At 71.1% G+C, this 14,349-nt stretch carries 14 protein-coding genes; 6 read left to right on the top strand and 8 right to left on the bottom strand.

The genetic code is table 11. The annotated features are described in order from the left end of the window. Nucleotides 1-63: 63 nt before the first annotated feature. From AB0C03_RS27505 to AB0C03_RS27495, 3 genes are all read right to left on the bottom strand, one after another. On the bottom strand, nucleotides 64-2,043 hold the full coding sequence (locus AB0C03_RS27505; protein WP_357639790.1) for an acyl-CoA dehydrogenase family protein: 1,980 nt from the start codon (nucleotides 2,041-2,043) through the stop codon (nucleotides 64-66). 334 nt (nucleotides 2,044-2,377) lie between these two features. Next, complete coding sequence (locus AB0C03_RS27500; protein WP_357639787.1) at nucleotides 2,378-3,979, bottom strand: efflux permease Rv1217c-related protein; 1,602 nt, start codon at nucleotides 3,977-3,979, stop codon at nucleotides 2,378-2,380. Then, nucleotides 3,976-4,866 (bottom strand): ABC transporter ATP-binding protein, encoded by an 891-nt coding sequence (locus AB0C03_RS27495; RefSeq protein ID WP_357639784.1) that lies wholly within the window; start codon nucleotides 4,864-4,866, stop codon nucleotides 3,976-3,978. Before AB0C03_RS27495 ends, AB0C03_RS27500 begins: the two co-directional genes overlap by 4 nt. Nucleotides 4,867-5,074: 208 nt before the next feature. On the opposite strand from AB0C03_RS27495, the gene AB0C03_RS27490 reads away from it, so the two are divergent. Genes AB0C03_RS27490 through AB0C03_RS27480 form a run of 3 tightly spaced genes read left to right on the top strand, consistent with a single transcriptional unit; the run spans nucleotide 5,075 to nucleotide 7,874 of the window. Beyond that, a complete protein-coding gene (locus tag AB0C03_RS27490; RefSeq protein ID WP_030330839.1) occupies nucleotides 5,075-6,001 on the top strand; it encodes an ABC transporter ATP-binding protein in 927 nt (308 codons plus the stop codon). Beyond that, nucleotides 5,979-6,767, top strand: coding sequence for an efflux permease Rv1217c-related protein (locus tag AB0C03_RS27485; RefSeq protein ID WP_030330838.1), 789 nt, complete (start codon nucleotides 5,979-5,981; stop codon nucleotides 6,765-6,767). The genes AB0C03_RS27490 and AB0C03_RS27485 overlap by 23 nt, the downstream gene beginning before the upstream one ends. Nucleotides 6,768-6,827: 60 nt before the next feature. After that, the gene (locus tag AB0C03_RS27480; RefSeq protein WP_051708311.1) at nucleotides 6,828-7,874 is read left to right on the top strand and encodes a PucR family transcriptional regulator; all 1,047 of its coding nucleotides are present in this window, start codon (nucleotides 6,828-6,830) and stop codon (nucleotides 7,872-7,874) included. A 129-nt stretch (nucleotides 7,875-8,003) separates the two neighbouring features. Here AB0C03_RS27480 and AB0C03_RS27475 read toward each other — a convergent pair whose 3' ends face one another. The 4 genes from AB0C03_RS27475 to AB0C03_RS27460 form a co-directional block, all read right to left on the bottom strand. Next, complete coding sequence (locus AB0C03_RS27475) at nucleotides 8,004-8,309, bottom strand: BON domain-containing protein (protein WP_030330834.1); 306 nt, start codon at nucleotides 8,307-8,309, stop codon at nucleotides 8,004-8,006. A gap of 94 nt (nucleotides 8,310-8,403) precedes the next feature. After that, nucleotides 8,404-8,679, bottom strand: a complete 276-nt coding sequence (locus tag AB0C03_RS27470; RefSeq protein WP_030330832.1) for a hypothetical protein — start codon at nucleotides 8,677-8,679, stop codon at nucleotides 8,404-8,406. Between the two features lie 88 nt (nucleotides 8,680-8,767). Continuing rightward, the gene (locus AB0C03_RS27465) at nucleotides 8,768-9,382 is read right to left on the bottom strand and encodes an STAS domain-containing protein (RefSeq protein WP_081883781.1); all 615 of its coding nucleotides are present in this window, start codon (nucleotides 9,380-9,382) and stop codon (nucleotides 8,768-8,770) included. A 140-nt stretch (nucleotides 9,383-9,522) separates the two neighbouring features. Continuing rightward, the gene (locus AB0C03_RS27460; protein ID WP_051708309.1) at nucleotides 9,523-9,939 is read right to left on the bottom strand and encodes an STAS domain-containing protein; all 417 of its coding nucleotides are present in this window, start codon (nucleotides 9,937-9,939) and stop codon (nucleotides 9,523-9,525) included. A 156-nt stretch (nucleotides 9,940-10,095) separates the two neighbouring features. Between AB0C03_RS27460 and AB0C03_RS27455 the strand changes: the two genes are divergently transcribed. The 3 genes from AB0C03_RS27455 to AB0C03_RS27445 are packed head-to-tail and all read left to right on the top strand — an operon-like array spanning nucleotide 10,096 to nucleotide 12,697. After that, entirely contained in the window at nucleotides 10,096-10,785 is a 690-nt protein-coding gene (locus tag AB0C03_RS27455; protein ID WP_030330826.1) for a response regulator transcription factor, read from the top strand. Next, entirely contained in the window at nucleotides 10,782-12,137 is a 1,356-nt protein-coding gene (locus AB0C03_RS27450) for a sensor histidine kinase (protein ID WP_030330824.1), read from the top strand. The genes AB0C03_RS27455 and AB0C03_RS27450 overlap by 4 nt, the downstream gene beginning before the upstream one ends. Continuing rightward, nucleotides 12,134-12,697, top strand: a complete 564-nt coding sequence (locus AB0C03_RS27445) for a GerMN domain-containing protein (protein ID WP_030330822.1) — start codon at nucleotides 12,134-12,136, stop codon at nucleotides 12,695-12,697. The genes AB0C03_RS27450 and AB0C03_RS27445 overlap by 4 nt, the downstream gene beginning before the upstream one ends. 91 nt (nucleotides 12,698-12,788) lie before the next feature. On the opposite strand, the gene AB0C03_RS27440 is transcribed toward AB0C03_RS27445, so the two are convergent. Beyond that, nucleotides 12,789-14,171 carry a poly(ethylene terephthalate) hydrolase family protein gene (locus AB0C03_RS27440; protein WP_357639775.1) on the bottom strand — a complete coding sequence of 461 codons (1,383 nt, stop codon included), beginning with the start codon at nucleotides 14,169-14,171 and terminating at the stop codon, nucleotides 12,789-12,791. Nucleotides 14,172-14,349 lie beyond the last annotated feature (178 nt).

Raw genomic sequence — 14,349 nt, 5'->3', positions numbered from 1 at the left:
CCGCCGACCCCAGAGCCGGCGGGCACCCTTCGGCCGAGCCGGGGCGGGCTTCCGGGCCTTCCCCTACGCCGGTACCACCTGGCGATCGCCGGCGGCGTCGTGGATGGCCATCGAGTCCTGCCGGTCGGGTTCCTCTTTCAGGATGGCGCAGTTCAGCCAGGCCTCGGGGATGGCGAAACCGTCCACGAGGGTGCGCATGTGCGGGCGCAGCTCCTTGAGCAGGCCGTTCACCACGGCCGTGATCGCCTTGGAGCGGGCCGGTGTCAGCCGGCCGTGCTCCAGGAACCAACCCTTGTTGGCCTCGATCACGCTGAGCGCGTACAGGTCACCGACCCGGGAGAGCAACGCCCGGACCGCGGGGTCGGCGGTCTCCTCGATGCCGGCGACGAACGCCTCCAGGGTGACCCGGTCGATGTGCGCGGTGGCGACCGCGAGAACGTGGTCCTGGACGTCGTTGAAGATGTCGAAGGAACGGTCCTTCTTGGTGGCCGCGCCGTTGCGGAGCCGGCGGACAGCGCCGTCGAGGAGGTGCCTCTCGCGGTCCTCGAAGGCCTTGAGCTGCCAACCGCGATCGGTGACCGCTACCTCGTCGTCGCGGCCCGGCACCGCGCTGATCAGCCGCTCGATGAGCGAGCGCGCGGCGGTACGCTCGAGCACCATCTCGCGGACCTGGTCGGCGACGAAGGACGCGCGCCCCCAGCCGTCCAACGAGCCGAACGCGTCCCGGTGGCCGGTGAGCAGCCCCTTGGCCACCAGTTGCAGCAGCACCGTGTTGTCGCCCTCGAACGTGGTGAAGACGTCGGTGTCCGCCTTCAGACCGGGCAGGCGGTTCTCGGCGAGGTAACCGGCGCCGCCACACGCCTCGCGGCACATCTGGATGGTGCGGGTGGCGTGCCAGGTCTGCGCCGCCTTGAGACCGGCGGCCCGGGACTCCAGCTGCCGCTGTCGCTGCTCGTCGACCGGGCCGTCGCCGCCCTGCACCTCGCTGAGAGAGGTGAGCAGCTCGGTCTGGGCGAAGTGCAGCGCGTACGTGGTGGCCAGGGCGGGCAGCAGCTTGCGCTGGTGGGCCAGGTAGTCGTTGATCAGCACCTCCCGGTCCGCGCCGGGCGTGCCGAACTGGCGGCGGATGTCGCCGTAGCGCACCGCGATGGTCAGTGCCGACTTGGTGGCCGCGGACGCGGCGCCGCCCACGCTCACCCGGCCGCGGACCAGGGTGCCGAGCATGGTGAAGAAGCGTCGGGAGTCGTTCTCGATCGGGCTCGAGTACGAGCCGTCCTCGGCGACCTGACCGTACCGGTCCAGGAGCATGTCGCGGGGCACTGTCACGTGGTCGAAGCTGAGCCGCCCGTTGTCCACGCCGAGTAACCCGCCCTTGGCGCCGGCGTCGCCGATGCTCACGCCGGGCAGCGGATTGCCCTGGGCGTCGCGGATCGGCACCAGCCACGCGTGCACGCCGTGCCGTCGTCCGTCGGTGATCAGTTGGGCGAAGACCACCGCCATCCGCCCGTCCCGTGCGGCGTTGCCGATGTAGTCCTTGCGGGCCGCCTCGTGCGGCGTGTGCAGGTCGAAGGTCTGCGTCTGCGGGTCGTACGTGCAGGTGGTGCGCAGTTGCTGGACGTCGGAGCCGTGGCCGGTCTCGGTCATCGCGAAACAACCGAAGATCCGGCCCGAGATGATGTCCCGCAGGTAGGCGTCATGGTGTCGTCTGGTGCCGAGGGCGGCGACGGCACCGCCGAACAGGCCCCACTGCACGCCGGCCTTGACCATCAGCGACAGGTCGACCTGCGCCAGCATCTCGCTGGCCACGATCGACCCGCCGACGTCGGACCTGCCGCCGTACTCGGGGGGAAAGGCCGAGGCCATGCCCAGCTCGGCGGGGAGTTCGGTGAGCAGTCGGGTGATCCGCTCCCGTGCCTGGTCACCGGTCTCGCCGTACACCGGGAGGAAGCGCGCGTCGAGGTGATTCCGGTGGGCGTTGCGGACATCGGCCCACGGTCCGTCGAGCACGTCTCGCAGGCGAGCGAGGTCGATGTGATCGGGCATGATCCCCCCTCAGCTAACGGGCATAAGGTGCAGACTGTGCCTAATCAAGAATACCGACGCCACGGTGAATAGCTGGGGAAGATCGTTGTGAGAGGGGACACCCTGGGGTCGTTGTGTGATTCTTTCCAGGGTGTAGCGGCGCGGGCGGCAATAAGCCGCAGCGATCGTCGCGCAACACGTTGGACGGTCAGCCCGGCACCGGTGGTGCGCAATTCCGGGGCGCATAGCCGCGATCGTGCATGGCGACGGGGTTCGCCGCGAGGGCGGCGATCCGGATGCGCAAACGCCGCACCTCGCCACGGGCGGCGTCCGGGTCGGGGCGACCTGATCACCGTCAGGCGCACAGGTCGCGGCGGCGGTAGCCGATCGAGCCGGCGACCACTCCTGCTGCGGCGATGCCGGCCATCACCGCTGCTGCCCGCCAGGCCGGTGCGGTGGCCGGCACCGCGGCCAGGTGCGCGAACGGGGACAGCGCACGGACCCAGGCGGGGGCGTCGACGCTGTCGGCGATGACCTGCCACACGAACCCACCAGCGGCCGGAAGAGCGCCGACGGCCGCCACGGTACGCGGCCGCCAGCCGAGCGCCAGGACGCCGGCTCCCAGACAGAGCACCATGATCGGCGCGACGTTCCAGGCACCGGCGAACGCGTCAGCGGCCCCGAGCCCGGCATGGACAATGGCCGTGCCGGCCCACATGGCGAGGCCCGACAGCGTGATCAGGAGCAGCGCGGCGCACCCGGCGATCGTCGCCTCGGCGGCCAACAAGCGCAGTCGGGTCACCGGTGCGGCCAGCACCAGTGTGAGACGCCGGGCATTCTCGTCCGCGGCGGTGGCGGCGAGCCGCACCGAGACGAACACCCCGACCGGCACGGCCAGCAGCGTGAACATGGTGGCCGCGTAACCCTCCACAGTGCCGAGTGCGGGGAAGCCGGCCTGGGCCGCCATGGCCGCGAACTGGGGATTGCCGGTCAGGAACTCGGTCATGGACCGGGCGATCAGACCCAGGAGCAGGAAGTACGCGCCGATTCCGGCAGACCACGCGGCCAGCGGTCGCATGGTGCGTCGTACCGCGAAGGCCGGCACCGAACCGAGCAACGCGGTACGCGCCGGCCGACTGTCGGCCGTCGCCAGAATCCCCGCGCCGACGTCACGCCGCGCCGCGAGCCAACCCGCGAGGGCCAGTAGCAACAGGGCGGCACATGTCAGCACCACCACCGGCAGCCCTCGACCGGTGGCGAACGGGCGGGTCAGCGCCATCAGCCCGAACGGGGACAGCCACCGAAGCCAGGCCAGCGCGGGGACACCGTCGCCGACCATCCGCATGAGTAGCCCGACCACCAGCACGGCGGCAGCGGCACCGTTGGCCGCCGACCGGCTGGAGAACAGCTGCGCGCCGACTCCTCCGACCGCGACGAAGAAGAGGCCGACGGCAGCGAGGCCGGTGCCGTGCAGCACCGAACCGGTGCTCTCCGCTCCCGCGGCGATCATCGCCGCTGCTGTCGCCGCTCCGACGAGGACCGGCACGACGGCCAGGACACCGAGGTGATGGCGGACAGCCTCGGCAAGGGTGACCCGGCCGGACAGCAGCAGGCCCCACCGGCCGGCGTCCTCCTCCCCACGGGTGATCCGGGTGGCAGCCAGCATCGCCCACACACCGAGCACCACCGCCAGTACGGTGCCCGTACGCCACACCGTGAACCCGCCGGCCTGGTCGAGCGCGACCGGATCGCCGAAGAGGGTACGGATCGCAGGGTTGCGGGCCAGCGCCGCCACGGCGGCCGGATCCAGCGCGTCCGCGCGGTAGCCGACCACCACCAGCGCGGACATGCCCGCGCAGACGGCGGTCACGACCACGGCACCCCGGCGTACCTGTCGCACCGCGAGCCCTCGCATTGCCGGCTGCGGGCGGGTTGCCGGCGTCGCGGTCGCTGTCATCGGGGGCTCTGCCCGTAGTAGGCGAGGAAGATCTCCTCCAGGCTCTGCTCGCGGACGACGATCGTCGCCACATCAGCGTCGGCCAGGGCGCGCAGCGCCGCGGCGGGGGAGCCGTTGAGAGTGAATCGCACTGCCGCCGGGCCGTCCTCGTGCAGGCCGTCGACGCCGAGGACGCCGGTGAGGTCCGGTGGCGTGCCGGTGAACGTTGCGGCCACCTCGGTGTGGTGCAGTCGGCGTAGCTGGGCGACGGAGGCCACCTCCACCAGTTGGCCGGCGCGCAGGATGCCGACGCGGTCGCAGACGGCCTCGACCTCGGCAAGCTGGTGGGAGCTGAGGAAGACCGTCTGCCCGTTGTCGCGGGCAACCCCGACGGCCTGCCGGAACTGCAGTTCCATGAGTGGATCCAGGCCGCTGGTGGGCTCGTCCAGCACCAGCAGAGGCGCCCGGGTGGCGAACGCCGCGATCAGGGCGACCTTCTGCCGGTTGCCCGTCGAGTAGGTGCCGGCCGGTTTGGACACGTCGAGTGCGAACCGTTGGATGAGTTCGTTGTGGTACGCGGTGTCCGTACCGGGACCGATGCGGGCGAGCAGGTCCAGCACCTCGGCGCCGGTCATCCGCTGCCACAGCGCCACATCCGCCGGTACGTAGGCGAGCCGGCGATGGGCGGCGGCGACGTCGGCGGCGTCGGTGTCGAAGATCCGCGCTCGACCGGAGGTGGGTCGGGCGAGGCCGAGCAGCAGCCGGATCGTTGTTGACTTGCCGGCGCCGTTGGGGCCGAGGAACCCGAACACCTCGCCCGCCGCGACGTCGAGGGTGAGGTTGTCGAGGGCGAGTAGGCGTCCATACCGCTTGGACAGATTTTCGGTGCGCAAGGCAGAAACGCCCATCGGAGCCTCCAGGAGTCGCAGCACGACATGACCTGCCGACCAGACTTCCCGGCGCACCTGATGGGAGAGTACTCCCGGCGCTCGCGGCTCGGGGACCCGCCGGGCAGCGGTTCGGGCTACTGCTTCCGGTATTCGGCAACGGCCTCAGCGAAATGTCGGCCGGGTGCTGACCTGGATGTCGGGCGGGAAGGCCGGCGACGATGTGGGCATGACAAGCGACATCGCTCTGCTCACCGAGGACCTGACCAAGTTCTATGGCCAGCGTCGCGGCATCGAGGGGCTCAGCCTGGAGATTCGTGCCGGGGAGGTGGTGGGTTTCCTCGGCCCGAACGGTGCAGGGAAGACCACCACCATCCGGCTGCTGTTGGACTTCCTGCGCCCCACTCGCGGACACGCGACCGTGCTCGGACTCGACCCGCGCCGGGACAAGGCCGCACTGCACCGTCAGATCGGCTATCTGCCCGGCGAGCTCGTGTTTCCCGGGCGCGACAAGGCGGAGGACCTGCTGCGCTTCTTCGCCGCGGCACGCGGCGGCGTGGCCTGGTCGCAGGTTGCCGAGCTCGCGGAGCGGCTCGACCTGGATCTCTCACGCCCGGTACGCACGATGAGTAAGGGGAACAAGCAGAAGGTGGGTTTGGTGCAGGCGTTCATGCACCGGCCGGCGGTGCTGGTCCTGGATGAGCCGACCAGTGGGCTGGACCCCCTCATGCAGCAGGAGTTCCTGGCCATGGTCCGCGACGCCAGAGTTGCCGGGCAGACCGTCTTCATGTCCTCTCATGTCCTGGCCGAGGTGCAGCAGGTGGCCGATCGGGTCGCCATCGTCCGCGCCGGCCGGCTGGCCGCGGTCGAGCGGGTTGAGTCACTGGGGAAGCGGGCGGTCCGCGCCGTCGAGATTCACTTCGATGATCCGGTGGACCCGGCAGAGTTCAGTGTCCTGCCCGGAGTACGTGACGTGGTGGTGTCCGGGCCGGTGCTGAAATGCACCGTCGACGGCCGCATCGACCCGCTGATCAAGGCGGCGGCGCGTCATGAGGTGATGGACATGTTGTCGGCCGAACCTGACCTGGAAGAGACGTTCCTGTCGTTCTACTACCACGCGGAAGGAGCCGGCGATGCTTCCCGCGCTGGTGCGTAAGACCTGGCGGGACGACCGCCTGGCATTGATCGGTTGGACCGGTGGCGTCGCCGCCTTCACCGCCATCTACACCTCCTTCTACAGCCAGTTCCAGGGTGCCGCGGAGCTGAAGCAGGACGCGTTGCCCCAGGGCATGCTGGACTTCCTCGGCATCGCCGACATGCTGTCGCCCGCCGGCTATCTGCAGGCGACCATCTTCAGCCTGGTCGGCCCACTGCTGGTCCTGATGTGCGCCATCACGCTGGCTGCCCGCACGATCGCTCGGCCGGAGGAGGACGGTGGCATGGAGCTGATGCTGGCCAACCCGGTCTCGCGCGCCGCTTTCGCCTGGCAACGGGTGGTCGCCGCAGGGAGCGCGCTCACCGGAATCGCCGCCATCCCGTGGATCCTGTTGATGATCATTGTTCCCTGGATCGGCATGGACATCGCCCTGTCCAACGTCGCTGCCGCGTCCGCCGGGCTGGTCGCCCTGGTGTGGTGTTTCGCCGGCATCGCCTTCCTCGTTGGCGCCGCCACCGGAAAACGGGCTGCCGTTCTCGCGATCACCGGTGGCCTTGCGGTGGCCACCTACATGGCCAACGCCATCGGCGGCATGGTGGACGGATGGCACTGGGTTCGCTGGCTGTCACCGTTCCACTACTTCATCGGCACCGACCCACTGCACACCGGTTGGCACCCGGCCGAGCTTCTCGCCCTCGTGCTCCTTGGTGCCGCGGCCACGATCGCCGGCGTTATCGTCTTCGACCGCCGCGACATCGGTGTGTAAACCTGAAGCTCGTGGCCGCCGTTCACCGGCGGCCACCGCCATGTGGACAAGGAACAGCCCATGAGCGACGACACCTCGCTGGCGGCCGACTGTCAGGATCTGCTGTCCGTCCCGGCCGGTGCCCGGCGTCGGGCGGCGGCGAGCCTGGGTGCCCGCGCAGCGGGTCAAGGGCTCAAGCTGCGCGAGCTCGTCACCGGTCTGCTGGATGCCACCACCGCCCACTGGAGCGCCAACCCGGTCGCGTCGACCGACACCGCGGCCGCCGTGCATTCCCGCGCCGAGACACTCCTGGACACCGCGCGTGTCCTGCTCAGCGCCGCCCTGGACGGGTACGCCCGGCAGAACCGTGCCGAGCTTGATCGCCACGACAACGAACGTTCCGTGTTCGTCAACGACCTGCTCACCGGTAGGGCCGATCCCGGTGATCTCGCCGAGCGCGCACACCGATATGGCATCCGCCTGTCGGCCACCCACACCGTCCTCATCGCCCGTGCGACCGGCCTGACCACCGGCATCACGCACCGCATCGATGCCGCACTGGCCTCCAGGTTCGGCGAGGGCAACACCCTCACCACCCTCCGCGACGGTGACGTGGTCTGCATCAGCGCCGGCGGCCTACGCGGAATCGCGGCCGAACTCGCCCACCTGCTCCTCACCGAACTCGGCGCGGGCAACTGGCAGATTGCCGTCGGGCGTACCCAACCAGGGGTGCATGGCCTGGCCACCTCCCTCGACGAGGCCCGCCACACCCTCGACCACGCCGCCAAGCTCGGCTTCACCACGCCCGTACTCAATGCCGCCGATCTGCTGGTGTTCCCCGTGCTCCTGCGTGACCGCGACGCCATCACCGACCTGGTGACCACGGTCCTCGGGCCACTGACCACGGCGCGCGGCGGTGCCGAGCCGTACCTGGAGACCCTGTCGGTGCTCTTCGACAACCAGGGCAACCACACCGCGACCGCCCGGCAGATGCACCTGTCCGTTCGTGCGATCACCTATCGCCTCGACCGCATCCGGGACCTGACCGGCTACCACCCCGGGGAGCCGACCCAACGGTTCACGCTGCAGACAGCCGTCCTCGGCGCCCGACTGCTCGGCTGGCCGTGATAGCCCGGGAGCGCCAGATCAGGAAGGCGTGCGAGCAGGACCCCCGTTGACCAGACGACGACCATCAGGGTGTCACCGTCGCTAGGGCACGAGAGCGTCCGATCCGCTGTTACGCAGCGTGCGGTGTGGTTACCCCTGGTAGTGGCTGCGCCGTGGGCCGCTGAGCCGCAGCGTGTTGCAGATGTCGAAGACCCCGGGCACGTCGTAGGCGAGTTCCGCCGCGACCTGCCGGGTGTTCGGGTCACTCACCACGCCGGCGAGGATGACGACCCGGTTCTGCACGGAGACGACGATCTGCTGGCGTCGGGTGGTCCAGTCGATGCTCAGTCGCTGCGCGACGAGCGCCTCGATGCGTCGGTCCTCGTGATCCGGCTCGGGTCGGTTCGAGGCGTCGCCGGACCAGTTCTCGTCAGGTAATGGCCAGGGCAGGTACACGGTCAGCTCCTTGGTCGTGGCGAGGCGGGGGCGGAATCGCGGGCCGTGGGACGTCCACGTCGGGCACCGGTGCCGCCGCTGCGTCGCCCCCGGTTCACGGGGCGTCGGACGGTTGGGGCTTGGCGGTGGCGACGACGAGCACGACGCCGCTGCCGGCGAGGCCGACCTGGATGACCAGGGTCAGGAGGTTGAGGGTGCCGGTGTCGACGCCAGCGAGCCGGGCGAGGATGGTGCCCGCCAGCGCGGCGACCACCCCGACGGACACCGTCAGCCAGATCGGGGCTTCCCGGCGTCCCGGGATGACGAGCCTGCCGAACAGGCCACTTGCGACGCCGACGAGGAGCGCGGTGACGAGACCGGCGATGCTCATGGGCTTCCTCGGGTGTCCTTGGAGTACGGGGGCGGGTGGCAGTCGGTCTCGACGTACGCCACGGGGAACACCGGCCGATCGATGTCGATCAGGAACGGGCGGCCGTCGCGGCGGAGGTCGTGCGCTCCGACGCCGAACCCGCGGACAACTGGGCGAGGGCGTCGTCGCGGCTGTCGAAGATGGGGAAGGCCCCGTCCAGGCGCATCGTGTGCAGGACGGTGCGGACGAACCGCGACGGCGCGGCCAGGCAGAGCGTGGCCCCACGGTCCCGGGCGTCACGGTGGGCGCGGACCAGGAGGCCCAGGCCGGTGGAGTCGATGAGGTGTACCCGGCTCAGGTCGACCACGATGTTTCCGCCCATGTCGGCGGCGTGCCGCAGGGCGTTGCGCAGCGTGTCACCGGTGTCGAGATCGACGTCACCGGCGGCGGCGACAACTGTCACGTCGTCCACGTGGTCGATGCCGAGGATCCCGCCAGGACCGTGGTCCCCGCACGACGCGTGGCCGCCACCAGCGGGCGGCAGCAGGCTGCAGTGCGGGCAGCGGTGCGGGCCGGTGGCGAACGGGGAACCGCTCCACCCCTGTTCGGATACCAGGGTCCAGACGACCTCCGCGTCGGGGAGCACGCACGCGGTGGCCTTGACGGAGTCGCCGCAGGTGTCGCAGATCAGGGTCATCAGGTGGTCGTCCGGGACAACTGTCATTCTGCTGGTCCTTCCTGGGGCCGTGTCCTCGCGCGCGGTGGGACACGGCGTTCGTGCAGAGCCGGAGCTGGGCCGCCCCCGAGGCTGATGGCGCGACCCGGGGAGCGGTTCAGCCGGAGGTGGAAAGGTGCGACGCTCCGTCAGGTCGCGGCTCGCACCGAGGCGCGGCCATGAGCGACCAACACCGGCGGTGCGGCGATGGGTTCCTGCTCCGCCGTCGCCGTGCCGGGCGGCGACGAGGGGGCGGTGTCGACTATCGGCAGGATCTGGTCCAGCCGGGCGGTGTGCAGGATGCGCCGGATGCGCGGGTTCGGGTTGCGGACGGTGAGGACCCCGTCGGCCCGGGCGAGCCGCCGGTGCACATCGAGTAGGAGGCCGATGGCGGCGGCGTCGATGTGCCGGCAGCCCGACAGGTCGACCACCACCTGTGCGGGACGCAGGGCCACCAGCCGGTCGAACACTGCCCCGGTCGCCGGCAGGCAGGCCAGGTCGAACTCGGTGACGCACACCTCGACCAGCGGCAGCGTGCACGGCGTGGTTGCCAGCGGTCCGGTCACGGGCACACCCCCTTTTCCTTCGCGGACGCGGTCGCCTAGGACCCTGCCGTGCCGGCTTGGCGGTCACCACGCGGATCTGTGACAGTTCCGTGACAAATCTGCCAACCTGCCGCCGCGGTTGGCAGCCGAGCCGGTCGTCTGGGGATGATGCCCGGTATGACGGCCGTACTGGTGATCGAGGACGACGACCGCATCCGTCTGGCGTTGCTGCTCGCACTCGAGGACGAAGGCTACGACGCTCTCGGCGCGGCCACCGCCGAAGAGGGCCTGCGCGTGCAGCGCCGCGACCCGGCGGACTACGTGCTCGTCGACCTGATGCTGCCCGGTCTCGACGGGTTCGAGTGCATCCGGCAGCTGCGCCGTGACGATGACGTGCCGATCGTGGTGGTCAGCGCCCGCGACGACACCCACGACATCGTCGCGGCCCTCGAAGCCGGCGCCGACGACTACGTCGTCAAGCCGGTGGCGATCAAGGAACTGACCGCCCGGCTGCGCGCCCTGCGGCGCCGTGCCCGTACCGGCGTCGCGGGGCACACGCCGGATCCCGTGCCGGTGCTCGTGGTCGGCGAGCTGGAGATCAGCCCCGACGGGGGAGAGATCCGCCGCGCCGGCCAACCCGTACCGGTCACCCGCACCGAGTTCCGGCTGCTGTGCGAGCTGGCCGAGCACGCCGGCCGGGTGCTGTCCCGCCAGCAACTGCTGGAACGGGTCTGGGGGTACGACAGCGGAGACGAGCGGCTCGTCGACGTCCACGTGGGCCGGCTGCGGCAGAAGATCGAGCCGGACCCGGCGAACCCGCGGCACCTGGTCACCCTGCGGGGCCTGGGCTACAAGCTGCAGCGATGAGACGCCTCGGACTGCGTACCCGGGTCACCGCCGCGTTCGCCGTCGGCGCGCTCCTGCTCTCGGCGTCGATGGCCCTGATCTCCTACGATCTGACCCGCCGGTCCCTGCTCGACGAGCGTGAACGCACCGCCCTGCGCGCCGCCTACTTCGACGCCACGGTCGTTCGTGCCGGGATCGACACGGACACCCCGGACGTGGTGGAGGTGCTCCGGTCGTTGGACACCGGGGGTAGCCGGCGGCCGGTGCTGCACCTCAACGGCGAGTGGTACGCGCGCGCCGCCGATCCGGGCACCACCGCCGCCATCCCCGCCGAGCTGCGGCGGGTCGTCGCCGCCGGGGAACCCGCCGTGCAGCGGGTACGCGTCGACGGGCAGTCCGCCCTGGTGGTCGGGGTGCCGCTGTCCGCGTCCGCGGCGTACTTCGAGGTCAACTCGCTGCGGGAGCTGGAGCAGACGTTCCAGGTCCTGGCCCTCGCGCTGACCACCGTCGCGATCATGGTCGCCGGGTCCGGCGCGGCACTCGGCTGGTACGCCACCCGGCACGGGCTGCGCCCGCTGACCGCTGTCGCCGACGCGGCCGAGAAGATCGCGGCCGGCGACTTCACCGCCCGCCTCGACACGGCCACCGACCCCGACCTGACCCGCCTGTCCTCCTCGTTCAACCAGATGGTCGACCGCCTCGCCCACCGCATCGAACGGGACCGCCGGTTCGCCGCCGACGTCAGCCACGAGCTGCGCTCGCCGTTGCAGACCCTCGCCGCGGCGGCCAGCGTCCTGGCCCGCCGTCGGGAACACCAGGACGAACGGACCGCCATCGCGGCCGGGCTGGTCGCCGACGAGATCGACCGATTCCAGCGGCTCGTCAACGACCTGATCGACCTGGCCCGCAGCGACCAGCCCGCACACCGGGCGCCCGTGGACGTCGTGGGGCTGGCCCGCGACGCCTGCCGAGCCCTCGACCTGCCCACGACGCTCGTCCAGCTCGCCCCCGACGTGCCGGCGACGTGGCTGGTGGAGCGGCGCCGCGTCGCGCAGGTCCTGGCGAACCTGCTCGACAACGCGGTGACCTACGGGGGTGGTCCCGCCGGCGTCCGGCTGGGTCGCGACGGTGCCGCCGGAGTCATTGAGGTCGATGATGACGGACCGGGCGTGCCCGTCGAGGACCGCGAGGCGATCTTCGACCGGTTCGTTCGGGGGCGAGCGGCGCACACCCGCGGCACCGGCGACGGCACCGGGCTCGGGCTCGCGCTGGTCGCGCAGCACGCCGCGGCACATGGCGGACAGGTGACGGTCGGCGACCGGCCCGGCGGCGGCGCCCGCTTCCGCGTCACCCTGCCGGGGAGCCTGCCGTGAAACATCGTCATCTCGCCGTCCTGGCGGTTGCCGCATCGCTGACCGGCTGCAGCATCCCGACCGATGACGCCCCCCGGGTGGTGCAGGCACCGCAGGGGCCATTCCAGAGCTCCGCGTCCGCCGACACGAGCGCGCCGGTCGGCCCGGCCGCCGAGACGCTCTGCTTCGTGCGGGACAACCGGATCATCTCGTTCGTCCGGCGGGTCGACCGACCACCCACCGTCGAGGAACAACTGCGCCATCTGCTGGCCGGACCCACGGCGGCCGAGCGTGACACGGACCTGACCACCGCGCTGGCGGGAGCGGTCAACGCCGCCGGGGTCACGGTCACCGGCACCGAGGCCCGCGTCGTGGTCGACAAACCTGGTGAGGATGCCGGCCGCAGCGACGAGGTCCTCGCGTTCGGACAGATCGTCTGCACCCTCACCAGCCGTGACGACGTCACCACCGTCACGTTCTCCCGTGACGGCCGGCCGCTCCGGGTGCCCCGCGCGGACGGTTCACTGTCCGAACAGCCGCTGACCCGCGTCGACTTCGCCCCGTTGATCGCCCCTCGTTGACAGCCGTCCCGCACCACCCCCGGCGCGGGCACTGCGCCGGGGGTGGTGCGGGCGGGCCCGGCATGGCGCCGAGCCCGCCCGTCTCAGCTGATCAGGCGAGGGGTGCGAGCCGGAACTGCTGGTTGGTCTGGCCGTGGCAGTCGTAGAGCTGGATCTGGGCTCCGTTGCTGGTGCTCCAGACGTCCAGGCATCGCCCGGACTGGACGTTGCTGATGGTGCCGTTGGAGTTGACGTTCCACTGTTGGTTGGTCTGGCTGTGGCAGCTGTAGATCTGCACCGCCGCGCCGTTGCCGGAGCCGGCGGCGTCGAGGCACATGGTGCCGTACACCTGCAGTTGTTTGCCTGAGGTGTAGGTCCAGGCCTGGTTGGTCTGCTTGTTGCAGGTGTAGAGCTGCACCCGGGTGCCGTTGGTGCGGGAGGCGTTGGGCACGTCGACGCACCGGCCGGACTGGGTGCCGACGATCTCGCTGGCCGAGCCGGGCGGGTTGGTGGGCGGGTCGGTCGGCGGGTCGGTCGGCGGGGTGGTCGGCGTCGACGGCAGCAACGGGCAGGTGCTGCGGGAGGTGACCACACCGCTGGAGTCCAGCAACGGGCAGAGGAACTGGCTGTACCGGGCGTCGTTGTCGATGAACATCTTGAGGAACGGCAACATGGTCCGGATCATCACCGGGTTCGACCGGCCGACCATGAACCCGTGGTCGGCGCCGGCGACCTCCAGGTAGATACTCTCCGTCGTGCTCGGCAGGCTGTTGTACAGGCCGGTGGCGTAGGACGGGGTGACCACGGTGTCGGCCTGCCCGGCGAAGATCATTGTGGGCACCCGGTCGTTGGCCAGGTTCGATGACGGCGAGTACGGCGCGATGCCGACCGCGGCCTTCAACGATGATCGCCGGGTGGCGGCGCTCAGCGCGCCACCGCCGCCCATGGAGTGGCCGGCGACCGCCAGCCGGGTGGGGTCGACGCGGTCGCGTACCGGGCTCTGCTGGGTCAGGTAGTCCAGGGCGGCGAGCAACTGGGTGCCCCGGGCGGTGTCGAAGTCGTTACGGCTGTTGGTCTCGATGCCGATCACGACGAAGCCGTGCGAGGCCAGCCACGGCCCCATCCAGGCCAGTTCCGCGGAGAACAACGCCGTGTAACCCGGCGAGATCGCGATGGCCCCGAAGGTGCCCTGGCTGGTGTCGGTCGGGTAGTAGATCCGGCCGCCGTTGAAGCCGTACCCGGTCGGGACGCTGACCGAGGTGTTGGCGAACGGACCGTTCTCGGTGGCGACGCTGGTCCGGGTCGGGTCCGGACCGCGCTGGTACGGGTTGTCGGCGGCCGACGCCGATCCGGTCGCCACGGTGATGGAGAGCAGGCCGACCGCGGCGGCGAGCCCGGCCGCGGCGAGCGTGAAGATCCCTCTCCGGCGCCGGGGGGACACCCGGGCCGGGTCGGCGTCTCCCGGGGACGGGGGACGGTTGGCGTGTTCTGGCACTGTCGTACCTCCTGGTGGTGGATGGATGCGGGGCGGGGGGGGGGGGGGGGGCGCCCCCCCCCCCCCCCGCGGGGGGGGGGGGGGGGGGGGGGGCGGCCCCCCCCCCCCGCCCCCCCCCCCCCCCCGACGCCGTTGCGCCGGACGACGCACCGGACGTGGACGAGTTGCCCGGGCTGCG

Origin of the sequence: Micromonospora parva (genome assembly GCF_040649675.1) — a bacterium.
In the GTDB taxonomy this organism is placed as follows: Bacteria; Actinomycetota; Actinomycetes; order Mycobacteriales; family Micromonosporaceae; genus Micromonospora; species Micromonospora parva.
This window is presented reverse-complemented; position numbering and strand designations above follow the sequence as displayed.

Coding starts and splice junctions, on each gene's coding strand:
- AB0C03_RS27500 (WP_357639787.1), bottom strand. CDS start 3,979: ATGACAGCGACCGCGACGCCGGCAACCCGCCCGCAGCCGGCAATGCGA.
- AB0C03_RS27505 (WP_357639790.1), bottom strand. CDS start 2,043: ATGCCCGATCACATCGACCTCGCTCGCCTGCGAGACGTGCTCGACGGA.
- AB0C03_RS27455 (WP_030330826.1), top strand. CDS start 10,096: ATGACGGCCGTACTGGTGATCGAGGACGACGACCGCATCCGTCTGGCG.
- AB0C03_RS27465 (WP_081883781.1), bottom strand. CDS start 9,382: ATGACAGTTGTCCCGGACGACCACCTGATGACCCTGATCTGCGACACC.
- AB0C03_RS27480 (WP_051708311.1), top strand. CDS start 6,828: ATGAGCGACGACACCTCGCTGGCGGCCGACTGTCAGGATCTGCTGTCC.
- AB0C03_RS27450 (WP_030330824.1), top strand. CDS start 10,782: ATGAGACGCCTCGGACTGCGTACCCGGGTCACCGCCGCGTTCGCCGTC.
- AB0C03_RS27495 (WP_357639784.1), bottom strand. CDS start 4,866: ATGGGCGTTTCTGCCTTGCGCACCGAAAATCTGTCCAAGCGGTATGGA.
- AB0C03_RS27490 (WP_030330839.1), top strand. CDS start 5,075: ATGACAAGCGACATCGCTCTGCTCACCGAGGACCTGACCAAGTTCTAT.
- AB0C03_RS27485 (WP_030330838.1), top strand. CDS start 5,979: ATGCTTCCCGCGCTGGTGCGTAAGACCTGGCGGGACGACCGCCTGGCA.
- AB0C03_RS27470 (WP_030330832.1), bottom strand. CDS start 8,679: ATGAGCATCGCCGGTCTCGTCACCGCGCTCCTCGTCGGCGTCGCAAGT.